The sequence below is a fragment of the Shewanella sp. SG41-4 genome, assembly GCF_014164505.1.
Lineage (GTDB): Bacteria > Pseudomonadota > Gammaproteobacteria > Enterobacterales > Shewanellaceae > Shewanella.
On record NZ_JACJFI010000099.1, the window covers coordinates 1 to 13710 of the forward strand.

Below are 13710 nucleotides of genomic sequence, written 5' to 3' on the forward strand. Positions count from 1 at the left end.
CAGCGAGTAAACCTTAAGTCTAATGATGAGTTTTCTCAGCTGGCGCACAGCTTTAATGTGATGATTGGAGAGGTCGATGCGCGAGGCAAAAAATTACAAACCATTAACCAAGAATTAGAAAATCGAGTTTCTGAGCGCACGTTTGAATTGCAGCAAACCCTCGACATTGCCAAAAAAGCCAGTCAGGCCAAATCTGAGTTTTTAGCGGTAATGAGCCATGAAATTAGAACGCCACTCAATGGCATTATTGGTTTTTCTGATTTACTGACTTCTTTTACATTAAATAAAGAGGTGTCCAATACGGTTCAGATGATCAATGAGTCGGCACAAACTTTATTGGTATTGTTGAATGAAGTGTTGGATTTCTCGAAAGCCGATGCTAATAAAATGGATTTAGACATCAAAGCATTTAATTTACCTGATCTTGTCACCTCAATTTGTCATTCACATAAAGTATCGGCAGAAAAAAAGGGGCTTGATTTTGATGTGTTAATATCGCCATTGAACCACGAAAATTACTTGGGCGACTCTGTCAGAGTTCGACAAATGATTAATAATTTTGTTTCAAATGCCATCAAATTTACCCGCAAAGGTGCTATTTCAGTAACGGTGAGTGAGCACATTGAAGCTTCGGATACCTATATCACGTTTACCGTTAAAGATACCGGTATTGGTATTGCGCCTTCTAAGTTAGAGAGTATTTTTACTCCCTTTATGCAAGCCGATAATACTATTACCCGTGAGTTTGGCGGAACCGGACTTGGTTTGGCTATTTGCCAACAGTTAGTGGTGTTAATGAATGGTCGTTATGGCGTTGAAAGTACCCTAAATGAAGGCAGTTGTTTTTGGTTTAGTATTCCCCTTGTGCCACAAGATAACTCGATATCTTTAGCTACCGAAGAGATTGCACCTGATAATTATGTTGATGCAGTGTACCGACCCGCTAGTGTGTTAGTAGCAGAAGATAACGTGGTGAATCAGCTGGTGGTAAAAAGCCTATTAGCATCTTTGGGGCATCAATGTGAAATTGTAAATAATGGCCAAGAAGCGATTATTAAAGCTAGCGAGAAAAAGTTTGACCTCATCTTTATGGATTACCATATGCCGGTCGCTGACGGCATTGTTGCCACTAAAGCCATCACTGAGTTAGGCAAAGATTGCATTAATTATAATACCCCTATCATCGCGCTGACAGCGGATATTCAACCTAATGTTAAAAGACTGTTCCGTAATGCTGGCGCCAAAGATACGTTGTTAAAACCGTTTACCCGCCAAAACTTATCAGAGTGCTTAAATCAATGGGTATTCGAACCCGCGAGCCCTGTTAAAGTGATCGAGGACGTTCAAGACGAAGAGTCAGTAGTGTTTGTTGATGGGCCTCTTGACGACATTCAGCAAATTTCACCAGATGACTCAAGTGAGCTAGTGAACAGCATTGTGGATTTGTATTTAGAAAATGCACCAGAGATAATTAATAACATAATTAAAGGATTAGTAGACAAGGATGCCGATTATGTTTTTAAATCAGCACACTCACTAAAGTCCAGCTCTGCCAATGTTGGGGCGATAAAAATTCAGACATTAGCGAGTCAAATTGAGTGGTTTGCACGTAGTGGTAAATTGAGTGATGCCAATCATCTCTCAGACACATTATTGCCAGTATTTGTACAAACTAAAGAGGCAATATTGCTAAAGTTAGAGAGGCTTGTCTAATGTCATTAAATACACTTCAGGATGTTGTATTGATCGTTGATGATGACCCTGTCATTCGAATGTTGATGCGTCGAGCCTTAAACGAGTCTGTTGGCCATATTATTGAAGCTAGCAGTGGTGAAGAGGCGGTATTGTTATTTACTGAGCATTCTCCAGATTTAATTTTGCTTGATGTGTCGATGGACAACATGGATGGCTTTGAATGCTGTTCAATGATCCGTTCATTACCTGAAGGGGATAATGTCGCCATTATTATGGTGACAGCATTAGATCAACCCCAAGACATTCAAAAAGCATTTGATGTTGGTGCAACAGACTTCATGACTAAGCCGGTTAAGTGGCCGTTGCTCAGTCACCGCATTCACTATGTGCTTAAAGCCAATAAAACAATCAAAGAGCTAACTAAGAGTAAAAACAAACTTGCCAGAGCACAAAGCATTGCGCACCTGGGCTCATGGGAGTGGGACTTTACATCGGATAAGTTAGACTGCTCTGACGAAGTTTATCATATGCTTGGGATGCCGCCTCAAGAGACCGAGATTACCTTTTCTAAATTGCTTGAAATCATCCATCCAGATGACCGTGAATTCTTAAAATTAACCGTTAAAACAGCGTTAAAAAATCGTCAACCCTATGATATTGAATATCGTGTGTTACATGGCAATGGTCAGATTATTACCCTACATGACCGAACTGATATCACTTTCGATTTTGGTGAGCCGCGGATTAATGGCACTTTACATGATATTTCAAGTCGAAAAAAATCAGAGCAAGAAATCGCTTATTATGCGTTTTACGATACGTTAACGGATCTACCGAACCGACGTAAGTTTCTGTTACAACTAGACTCTGCAATTTCTTCGGCTAAGCGCCATACATCAAAGCTAGCATTATTATTCATCGACTTAGATCACTTCAAAAGAATTAACGATACGTTGGGACATAAAGCGGGCGATGAGTTGCTGCGTGAAGTGGCGACACGCATAAAAGGTTCTGTACGCATTTCCGATCAGTTAAGTGTGGGCAGCCGAGTTGATTATGAAAATGAGCACCTTGCCCGTTTGGGCGGAGACGAATTTACTTTGCTTTTATGTGAATTAGAAGCATTTGATAACGTCGCAATTATTGCTCAGCGAGTGCTAGATTCACTCTCAAAACCTTATTTTATTCAGGACCAGCACACATTTATTTCGGCAAGCATCGGTATTTCGTTTTATCCCGATGATGGCGCAACGGGAGATATCTTGCTGCAAAATGCTGATACCGCTATGTATGAAGTGAAAAATAACGGTAAAAACGGTTACCAACTTTTTTCTCATGAAATGCATAAGTCGTTAATGGACAGGCTTAAAGTTGAAGTCGAACTGCGTGAGGCTGTAGCATTAGGGGATCAATTTGTATTGTATTACCAACCTCAAATTGACTCTACCAATGACAATGTTATTAGATACGAGGCATTATTACGCTGGAACCACCCAACAAAAGGGCTACTGTCGCCTTTTGATTTTATCGCAATTGCTGAAAGCAGCGGTTTAATTATCCACATTGGAGAGTGGGCTTTGCTTGAGGCCTGTAAAAAAGCCAAACAGTTGCATGCCACATCGCCTCATTTTCAACGTATGGCGGTCAACCTGTCAGCTTTGCAATTCAGTCATGCCAATATTGTTGACCATGTTAAAAATGCACTGATTGAAACGGACTTGCCGCCTAGTCTGCTCGAACTTGAAATTACTGAGTCTGCGATCATCAGTAATGTTGATGAGGCAGTTGCTTTGCTTTTTAAGCTCAAAGAATTAGGTGTGAAATTAGCCATTGATGATTTTGGTACTGGCTACTCTTCATTAAACTATTTGAAAAGTTTTCCCATTGATACATTGAAAATTGATAAATCGTTTGTAGATGGCATCGTGCACAATCAAAAAGATGCCGCTATCGCTCGCACAATTGTGCAGTTAGCACTTAATTTAGAGCTGAGTACGATAGCTGAGGGTGTCGAATTCATGGAGCAGCATGATCTACTTAAGTTGATGGGATGCAATAATTTACAAGGTTACTTGTATGGCAAACCCTTACCTTCGGAAAGGGTTTAAAGTGATATGTAACAGCATACATTTTAGGGTTTACCTTTCAATGCCTACTAACTAAATACCTAATAGCTAAATGCCTACTGATTAATAGTGTAGGTTAATGGCCGTCGATGACCCATTACGCCATTTTACTCACCTCACATCAGTACGAGCTTTAAAAAAGCGATTAAAGAACGGTCATTTTCATAACCGACGTAATGCGAAATGTCTTTGGCTGTCATTGTCGTCGATATTAGTCACTTTTAAGGCATATCAATCCGTACTTCTTGTCATTATTTATGATTCCTCCAATTAGCGTAGTTAAAAAAATGAATCTGCAAAATGTGAAGCAAATAACAATAAAATGCAGTGATAGTATGGAACTTGCTGCCACCATTTATGAGCCAACCACCACCGTAAAAGGTGCCGTGATGATGGCGCCCGCTACAGGCATTAAAAGACAATTTTACGCTAACTTTGCCAACTACCTTGTCAATAATGGCTATGGTGTTATTACCTTTGATAACCGAGGCATTGGTGGATCATTAATAGGGCCAGTTGCCCAGAGTACTGCGTCGTTACAGTGTTGGGGCCAAAAAGACATGCCTGCGGTATTGGAACATTTAAAAGTGATATTTCCACAAACACAATATCACTTGGTCGGGCACAGTGCTGGAGGTCAACTGATTGGGTTAATGCACAATGCAATGGACATCAGTTCAATGTTCAATTTTGCCTGTTCTTCTGGGCAACTACGAAACATGAAGTTGTCTTATCTGGTGCAAGCGCATTTTTTTATGAATGCTTTTATACCTTTGAGTAATACCTTGTTTGGTCATACTAAGTCGCAATGGGTTGGCATGGGTGAGCCATTACCAAAGGCCGTGGCTAAGCAATGGCAGCAATGGTGTAATGGGCAAGGGTATGTAAAAACGGCTTTTGGTAAAACCGTGTATCAACATTGTTATAACGAACTGACATTGCCGTCATTGTGGGTTAATGCGGTAGATGATGACATTGCTAATCATGCCAACGTAGCAGACATGATGTCGGTATTTCCCAAGCTTAATGGTCAAACCTTAACATTAACGCCAAGTGAGCATGGATTATCAGAAATCGGCCACATGAAGTTTTTTAGCAGTAAGTCTCAGGCCCTATGGCCATTGGCATTGAATTGGTTAGACAAGCATTAGTATTTGTTGTTCGGATCACACAGATCCAAAGTGTTAAAGGTATCCTCGGTAGGGAAATATGGTTGGCACCAATGCTTATGTAAACTGTAAGGTATGGTCCATGCGATTTCCTCCTAAACCTACTTGCCAGAAGTAGGTTTTTTTATAATCTCAACTTGTATATATGAATAATCATATATACACTTAGTCGTATGTTTTTATGTCTTGTATACCCGTTATGAAAAAGAAAACAGTGTTGTTTCTCTGTACTGGCAATTCGGCGCGTTCGCAAATGGCCGAGGCGTTGTTACGCAATAAAGCTGCAAACCAATTTGACGTGTTTAGTGCCGGTACATCACCCGAGCATATTGATAGCAGGGCAATAGAGGCGATTGCTCGTTTTGGTATTGATGCTAGCGATTTAGTGTCTAAACATCTGCATACTTTTGCGGGCAAACACTTCGATTACGTCATTACCCTCTGTGATAAAGCCAATAATGAGTGTCGTAGTTATCCCGGCGCGGCTAAGCAACTGGCGTGGGACTTTCCTGATCCTAAAAATCGTGCCGGTGACCAGCCATTTTTTTCGACTTTACGTGACATTAATAACCGCCTGACAATGTTTTTGTTAGTAGAGCAACAGACTACAGAGCCAATGCCGCTAGAGATTCAAACCTCATTGAGCGCTTCTGACTTCTCCAAAGTAGACCCTATCGCGTTTTATAAATGCCTAACCGATGACATTCGCCTAAAAAGCTTAATGCTGACCCATTACCACGGTGAATTGTGTGTGTGCGAGCTGATGGAAGCGCTGAATGAAGAAAGCCAACCAAAAGTCTCGCGCAATTTAGCCTTGTTAAAAAAGGCTGCGATTATTAGCGACAGAAAACACGGTCAGTGGGTGTTTTATCGCATCAATCCTAACTTACCTCTATGGGCCAAATCAGTAATAGCAGAAACCACTGAAAACAATCTTGGGTTGATTATGTCGTCATTACAGCAATTAGACATTATGCAAAATAGGCCTAATAAAGTGAGCTTTTGTCGTTAGTTTGATGTTGTAAAAGTTTTCATTAATATTTTGAGTTTCCCCTGTTGTTTGGAGTCTTGCTATGGGAATGTTTGAACGATTTTTATCGGTATGGGTTGGCTTAAGTATGTTGGCCGGAGTGCTGTTAGGTTTATGGCAGCCCGAGGTGTTTCAGGTTATCGCTAACGTTGAAATCGCCCACGTTAACTTGGTTGTTGCGGTATTTATCTGGGTGATGATTTACCCAATGATGGTACAAATTGATTTTTCGGCAATGAAAGATGTTGGTAAAAACCCTAAGGGATTACTGCTAACCATTGTCATCAATTGGTTAATTAAACCCTTTACCATGGCGGCATTAGGATGGCTGTTTTTTAAGGTGTTGTTTGCCGACTTGGTCGACCCCGCATCTGCACAAGAATATATCGCAGGGATGATTTTACTTGGGGTAGCACCATGTACCGCAATGGTGTTCGTGTGGTCGCAATTAACCAAAGGTGATGCGAACTACACCTTGGTACAAGTGTCGGTTAATGACGTCATTATGATTTTTGCCTTTGCGCCAATTACTGCATTATTACTGGGCGTAAGCGATATTCAGGTGCCATGGGAAACCTTGCTTATATCGGTATTATTGTATGTGTTGTTACCGCTATTAGCCGGTGTGACCACGCGTTACTTGCTTAATCGCCGCCATGGATTATCCGCAGTTAACTCATTTTTGGCCAATTTAAAACCATGGTCGATTATCGGTTTACTGGCCACTGTGGTGTTGCTGTTTGGTTTTCAAGCTGAAGTGATTGTGTCAGATCCGCAAACCATTGGCTTAATTGCCATACCACTAGTGATTCAAACGTACGGTATTTTTATTATTGCGTACATAGCAGCTAAATGGCTGAAATTAGCCCATAACATTGCCGCCCCAGCTTGTTTAATTGGTACATCTAACTTTTTCGAGCTAGCTGTCGCCGTGGCGATATCGTTATTTGGGCTGCACTCAGGAGCCGCGTTGGCTACGGTTGTCGGGGTATTAGTTGAAGTGCCGGTGATGCTATCGCTGGTGGCCATTATCAATCGGACTCAACATTGGTTTAACCATTAATGAAGTCAGTTTGTTAATTCGGCTTTGTGAATCAATTTATGAAAATGTTTTGAAGTTACTTTTTGGAGTTAACCATGCAACCTCATCCTTATGATGTTTTAGCGTTAGATAATGGCGCCAAGCTGATTTTTACCCCGTGCCCTGGTACCAAAGATGAAGCATTAGCTGCGTCAGTTGCCACATTGAAGGCGGCGGGTGCAAAAATGCTAATCACCTTGATGTTCGATGATGAAATAGTGCGAAATGAAGCGGAGGGTTTACCCGCTGAATGTACCACACAGGCCATTAGCTGGGTGCAATTGCCCATTGCTGACGATGCCGCGCCAGGGCAAGGATTTGAAACTCAGTGGTTAGCCCATAAAGTCCAGATTATTGAATTGTTGAATAATCAAGGCACTATTGCAGTGCATTGCAAAGGTGGTTCGGGCCGCACGGGATTAGTGATTGGTCTGATATTAGTCAGTTTAGGCTGGCCTAAAGATAAAGTGATTAATGCCGTGCAAGCCTTGCGACCCAAGGCGCTGGCTCATCCGGTTCAGCGTGAATATTTTGATGCATTTAATGGTTAGCATGTAGTGACTAACCATTGAAACGATAACTTAACAATGAGAACAAGCTTAGGACACCATTATGACGATAAAAATAGGCATTAACGGTTTCGGCCGTATGGGACGTTTATCAATGCGCGCGGCGTATGATTGGGACGATGTAGAAATTGTGCATATTAACGATCCTGCTGGCGATGCAGCTACGCTGGCGCATTTAATGACCTTTGATTCAGTCCATGGTCGTTGGCAACACGAGGCAACACATGACGGAGATGCCATTATAATTAACGGTAAAGCCATTCCTTGCAGCCGTAATGTCGCTACCCAAGACACTGATTGGTCAAAATGCGATGTGGTGATTGAAGCCTCTGGCAAGATAAAAACCAAAGCCTTGCTACAAGCTTACTTAGATCAAGGTGTAAAACGGGTTGTGGTGACTGCGCCAGTAAAAGAAGATGGCGTGCTTAATATTGTGATGGGCGTTAACGATGATATATACGACAAAGCCATCCATCCCATCGTGACCGCAGCATCGTGTACTACCAACTGTTTAGCGCCAGTGGTAAAAGTGATCCATGAGAATATCGGCATTAAGCATGGCTCGATGACCACAATTCATGACATCACCAATACCCAAACCATTTTAGATGCACCGCATCAAGACTTACGTCGCGCCCGCGCATGTGGCATTAGTTTAATTCCAACTACCACTGGTTCGGCTACTGCTATCACCCATATTTTCCCAGAGCTAAAAGGCAAATTAAATGGTCATGCGATACGTGTGCCATTAGCCAATGCGTCGCTCACCGATTGTGTATTTGAAGTCGCTCGTGGAACCACAGTTGAAGAAGTAAATCAGCTATTGAAGCAAGCCGCTGATAGCGAGCTGAAGGGCATTATGGGCTATGAAGAGCGCCCATTAGTGTCGGTAGATTATAAAACCGATCCGCGCTCAAGCATTATTGATGCCTTGTCGACTATGGTGGTGAACGACACCCAAGTGAAACTTTATGTGTGGTATGACAACGAGTGGGGATATGCCAATCGTACCGCGGAACTCGCACGTAAAGTCGGCTTAGCAGATAAGGAATAATGTTTATGGGGCTGGATTCATTGCGTACCTTACCACCATCGATAAAACAGTATTTACTGATCACCGGTAATTACTGGGCGTTTACCTTAACCGATGGTGCGTTGCGTATGCTGGTGGTGTTGTATTTCCACCAATTGGGTTACAGCCCGTTAAATATTGCGATGTTGTTTTTGTTTTATGAGATTTTTGGTGTCGTAACGAATCTTGTTGGTGGTTGGCTAGGGGCAAGGCTTGGCTTAAATAACACCATGAACATTGGCTTAGGGTTACAAATAGTCGCGTTAGCCATGCTTACCGTACCTGCAGACATGTTGACTGTCGTTTATGTTATGGCTGCGCAGGCCTTGTCGGGAATTGCCAAAGATTTAAATAAAATGAGCGCCAAAAGTGCCATTAAAACGCTGGTGCCAGCAGATGCCGAGGGTAAGCTTTACCAATGGGTGGCATTGTTAACCGGCTCAAAAAATGCCTTAAAAGGAGTGGGATTCTTTTTAGGTGGTGTGTTACTCACAAGCCTAGGGTTTAGAGGCGCCATTATTTTAATGGCCACGTTATTAGGCATTGTATGGTTATGTAGTTTAGTGACCTTAAAAGATGATTTAGGCAAAGCGAAAAACAAACCCAAATTCAAAGATATTTTTTCTAAAAGTCAGGCGATTAACCTATTGTCGGCGGCGCGAATGTTTTTGTTTGGTGCCAGAGATGTATGGTTTGTGGTGGCATTACCGGTGTTTTTAGCCACAACGTTTGGCTGGGATCATTGGTGGGTTGGTAGCTTTATGGCTAGCTGGGTGATTGGTTATGGTGTGGTGCAATCCATTGCACCTTATTTCACCGGTAAACGACAGGGCAAAGTGCCGAGCGGCCGAACTGCATTTACATGGGCAACTTATTTACTACTCATTCCTGCCGCGATTGCAGTCGCACTACATGCCGATTTTTATGTGCTAGAAAGTGTCGTCATCGGCTTATTAGTGTTTGGCGCGGTGTTTGCGATTAACTCATCACTGCATAGCTACTTAATTGTTAGCTATGCAGGCCGTGATGGTGTGTCACTGGATGTGGGCTTTTACTATATGGCTAATGCTATGGGGCGGTTAATTGGCACCATATTGTCTGGATGGGTGTATCAAGCCTATGGCTTAGAAGCCTGCTTATGGATATCCAGTGGCTTTGTCGCTCTGGCAGCCTTAATTTCACTTAAGTTGCCTCTCAAAGGGTAAATCATTACCGCCACTAGATGCATTTTTGTTTACTTATCGATATTTCATTATCTAATCGTGATAGCCTGAAACTCTTACCGTATCATCGGTAAAAATTGCCTGCTGGTCTATGGCTTCCTCATTATTGATTTTCTTACCTTAAGTTTAAAGTATCTAAAAATCATGGTCTTATGACTTTTTTGTTGATGTTGGCACAATGCTGGCATTAACTAATACATAGTCGTGGTGTGAATCGTTAATTTTTACGATAGAGATAAGATGTTTGTATCAATCGTCATCGTAAATTAAACGCACATTACAACGTGAACCGTACATCAAGGAGGTTTTTATGTTGGGTTGGACATTAATGTTTTTAGTGATAGCCGTCATAGCGGGTCTATTTGGTTTTACTGGTATTGCTGGTGCAGCAGCAGGTATCGCCAAAATTATTTTCTTTATTTTTATTGTGTTGCTAGTGATTTCGTTAGTAGCCAATGCGATTCGAGGAAAAGCTCCCCGAGCATAGTTTTTACCTCACATCTTAACCGGGTGTGAGACTACTTAAACAAGTTTATACGATTACAACCATCATCTAGGAGATGAATATGAAATTATTAAAATTACTGACAATGGCAAGTTTAATGGTGTTTTTAACGGCTGGTTTATCTGCATGTTCAGATAACAAAGCTGAAAATGCAGGCGAGAAAGTGGATGAAATGATCCAAGATGCCGGTAATGCAGTTGAAGATGCTTGTGAAGATGTTAAAGAAGGTATGAAAGCAGAAGATACAGACTGTTAAGCATTATACAAATCAGATTAACTATGTTGTCCGTTCAAAGTCGTTAAGGTTTCAGCAAACAGTACATTGATATAGCTAGGGGTGTCCCTTTTTAAGTCAGTGTAACGTTGAGTCGAAATATTGACTGACTGCCACGGAATGACCAAATAGTTATTAAGATAAGTATTAGCCTAAGCAGCACACATGTGCTGCTTTTTTACAACTGGAGGACCACCTTGCTAACCCGTATTCATATTAAATATTACTATACTGTTGGCGCGCTATTGGCTTTGTGCTTATGTGTGGCGCTTCCTTATGTGTTACTTAAGGTGATTTTTGCTTGGGTTGCATTATCTTTGGGGCTGGTGAGTTCAGCTTATTGGTTTAATAGCGCAGGCATTTTCCGTAAAAGCCAAGATGGCAGTATTCCTTGGTATATCAGTTGGAGTTTTATTCCCTTTTTAATGGGGTGCCAGCTGTATAACGCTTGGGCCAGAAAGCACGACAAAGTGCCCGTAATCCAAAAAATAGATAAGCAGTTGTATTTAGCATGCCGATTGCTTCCGAGCGATATTGACCGACTTAAGCATGAAAAAATTGATGCGATTTTGGATGTTACTGCCGAATTTGACGCATTAGAGTGGACATTACTTGATGAAGATATCGGCTATTTAAATATTCCAATATTAGATCACAGCGTGCCGACTGTCGCGCAGTTAAATCAAGCCATTAATTGGTTACACACTCAAGTTACTAATGGCAAAAATGTAGTAGTGCATTGCGCACTGGGCCGAGGGCGTTCGGTGTTGGTATTGGCAGCTTATTTAGTCTGTCGTGAGAAAAACCGTAATGTTAATGAGGTGCTTAAATCCATTAATAGTATTCGCCAAACGGCACGATTAAATAAATGGCAGTTGGCCGCTATCGAAAAAATGCATAGCCATAATCAAATTAATATTCACAAACGCGCCTGGTTAATTGTTAATCCTGTGTCTGGTGGTGGTAAGTGGCATGATGAAGCAGAGCATATAACCCAAACGTTGGCGGACTATTTTCAGCTTGAAGTGCGCTATACCGCCAAAGATAAATCTGCAGCGCAATTAGCCAAACAAGCTAAACAAAAGGGCGCAGATATTATTGTAGCCTGTGGTGGTGATGGTACGGTTAACGAGGTGGCATCGGTGATTGTTGATACTGATATTTACTTAGGCATTATTCCGATGGGAACCACTAACGCATTAAGTCATACGTTGTTTGGTGCTGCCAGTAAATTGCTCCCAGTGTCGCAAGCGCTTGATATTATGATTCAAGGTTATTCGCAACGTATTGATACCGCCACTTGTAATGATGAATTGATGTTATTGCTGGTAGGGCTGGGTTTTGAGCAAAAAATGATAGCAAAGGCCGATCGTGACCAAAAAGATGCGCTAGGGCAACTGGCCTACCTTAATGGGTTATGGCAGGCGATAGACGAAAACCAGCCATTGTCGGTGAGAGTACAGATCGATGGTGGTGATATTCAAGTGATTAACACCACAAGTCTAGTGATTGCTAATGCAGCGCCGTTTACCAGCTTGTTAGCGCTAGGTAATGGCGAACCCAATATTAGCGATGGTTTGTTAGATATTACCTGGATTGAGTCGAGTGAAACATCACCACAACAGTTATTGAGTATGACTGAGTTGCTATTTGCTGGATTAGCAGGAGGTCGTGAGGGTGATCAAGCGAGTCGAATTCATCATGAACAAGCAAAAAAAATCTATTTAAACACAGATTCGTCGTGCCAATATGTGATTGATGGTGAGTTATTTGAGTCGGAAGATCTGTGTATTAAAGTCAAACCCAAGTCATTAAATGTGTTTGTGCCAAAAGCGAGAAAACACGTTTAATGAATGGGCGTTTAATGAATAGGTATAGCGCTATAGGTCGTCTGAATCGGTTTGATCTTCGTACTTACTGAGTTTGTTATAAAGAGTTTTAACACTAATACCTAGTTGTTTGGCAGTATCATTTTTATTGCCCATTGAGTTATCGAGCGCTTGATAAATAGCCACTTTTTCAAGCTCATCTAAGCGCATATCAGCAGGTATTTGTATGTTGTCAGCTAACGGTTCTGTTGATGGTTCCAGAGGTGTGACAGTGATATGGCTAGGTAAAATTGTATCTTCTGCCAAAATATATGCACGTTCTATTGCGTGTTTTAATTCGCGGACATTTCCGGGCCATTTTTGTTGTTGGATAAGTTTAAGCGCATCATCTGAAAAGGTTTTAGTGAGTTTCTCAGCGGTATTTCGGTAGGCTAAAAAGTGTTGAGCTAAGCCACTTATGTCATTACTACGATCGCGTAATGGTGGCACGCGGATAGGGAAATGCGCTAAACGAAAATACAAATCTTCGCGAAAACGGCCTACTTCAATAGCCTTTGCGGGGTCGCGATTAGTGGCAGCAACAATGCGAACATTAGCTTTTTTAAGCAGTTGTGAACCGACAGAGCGATATTCGTTATTTTCGAGTACACGTAACAATTTTACTTGATGTTCTAGCGGCATTTCGGTGACTTCATCAAGAAATAAGGTACCGCCTTCTGCTTGTTCGAACACACCGCGGTGATCACGATGAGCACCGGTGAAAGCGCCTTTTACATGGCCAATCAGTTCGCTGTCGACCAGTTCAGGGCTTAATGCACCACAGTTAATCGCGATAAAGGGTTGGTTGATTCGGTCACTGGCTAAGTGAATGGTGTTGGCAACAAGCTCTTTACCGGCACCGCTTTCACCGACAATAAGCACATTGCTTTCGGTTACGGCAACTTTACGAATAGTACGATACAACTTGTGCATTGCTCGCGATGAACCAACCAACAAACCGTATTGGTCTAGTTCACTAGAAAACGGCTGTTGTTGCTTTGTCGATTGCGACAGCAAGTCTTGAGCAAAGTCTTCTAAGGTATCGTTGATTACATCGGCATCGTAAGGTTGACGGAAATGATAACCAGCGCTTTTTGA

12 protein-coding genes are annotated in these 13710 nt (G+C 41.9%); 11 read left to right on the top strand and 1 reads right to left on the bottom strand.

The features are described from left to right. The 11 genes from H5202_RS11035 to H5202_RS11085 form a co-directional block, all read left to right on the top strand. Window positions 1-1713 (top strand): ATP-binding protein (locus H5202_RS11035; RefSeq protein WP_182772115.1); only part of this gene is annotated, 1713 nt, incomplete at its 5' end. Continuing rightward, window positions 1713-3803, top strand: coding sequence for a two-component system response regulator (locus H5202_RS11040; protein WP_182772116.1), 2091 nt, complete (start codon window positions 1713-1715; stop codon window positions 3801-3803). The genes H5202_RS11035 and H5202_RS11040, both read left to right, overlap by 1 nt. A 305-nt stretch (window positions 3804-4108) precedes the next feature. Then, window positions 4109-4972 (top strand): alpha/beta fold hydrolase, encoded by an 864-nt coding sequence (locus tag H5202_RS11045; protein WP_182772117.1) that lies wholly within the window; start codon window positions 4109-4111, stop codon window positions 4970-4972. Window positions 4973-5189: 217 nt separating this feature from the next. Next, on the top strand, window positions 5190-6002 hold the full coding sequence (locus tag H5202_RS11050; RefSeq protein WP_182772118.1) for a metalloregulator ArsR/SmtB family transcription factor: 813 nt from the start codon (window positions 5190-5192) through the stop codon (window positions 6000-6002). Between the two features lie 61 nt (window positions 6003-6063). Beyond that, the gene (arsB, locus tag H5202_RS11055) at window positions 6064-7083 is read left to right on the top strand and encodes an ACR3 family arsenite efflux transporter (protein WP_182772119.1); all 1020 of its coding nucleotides are present in this window, start codon (window positions 6064-6066) and stop codon (window positions 7081-7083) included. Between the two features lie 74 nt (window positions 7084-7157). Continuing rightward, a complete protein-coding gene (locus H5202_RS11060; protein ID WP_182772120.1) occupies window positions 7158-7652 on the top strand; it encodes a phosphatase domain-containing putative toxin in 495 nt (164 codons plus the stop codon). Window positions 7653-7713: 61 nt separating this feature from the next. Then, window positions 7714-8724 carry an ArsJ-associated glyceraldehyde-3-phosphate dehydrogenase gene (locus H5202_RS11065; RefSeq protein ID WP_182772121.1) on the top strand — a complete coding sequence of 337 codons (1011 nt, stop codon included), beginning with the start codon at window positions 7714-7716 and terminating at the stop codon, window positions 8722-8724. Between the two features lie 5 nt (window positions 8725-8729). Beyond that, complete coding sequence (gene arsJ / locus H5202_RS11070; protein ID WP_182772122.1) at window positions 8730-9947, top strand: organoarsenical effux MFS transporter ArsJ; 1218 nt, start codon at window positions 8730-8732, stop codon at window positions 9945-9947. Window positions 9948-10275: 328 nt separating this feature from the next. Further along, entirely contained in the window at window positions 10276-10452 is a 177-nt protein-coding gene (locus H5202_RS11075) for a DUF1328 family protein (RefSeq protein WP_011639407.1), read from the top strand. 79 nt (window positions 10453-10531) lie between these two features. Continuing rightward, the gene (locus tag H5202_RS11080; RefSeq protein WP_182772123.1) at window positions 10532-10726 is read left to right on the top strand and encodes a hypothetical protein; all 195 of its coding nucleotides are present in this window, start codon (window positions 10532-10534) and stop codon (window positions 10724-10726) included. 215 nt (window positions 10727-10941) lie between these two features. Then, entirely contained in the window at window positions 10942-12594 is a 1653-nt protein-coding gene (locus H5202_RS11085; RefSeq protein ID WP_182772124.1) for a diacylglycerol kinase family protein, read from the top strand. Between the two features lie 30 nt (window positions 12595-12624). Here the strand turns inward: H5202_RS11085 and H5202_RS11090 are convergent. Beyond that, window positions 12625-13710: sigma-54 interaction domain-containing protein (locus H5202_RS11090; protein ID WP_182772125.1), on the bottom strand; the 1086-nt coding region annotated here is incomplete at its 5' end.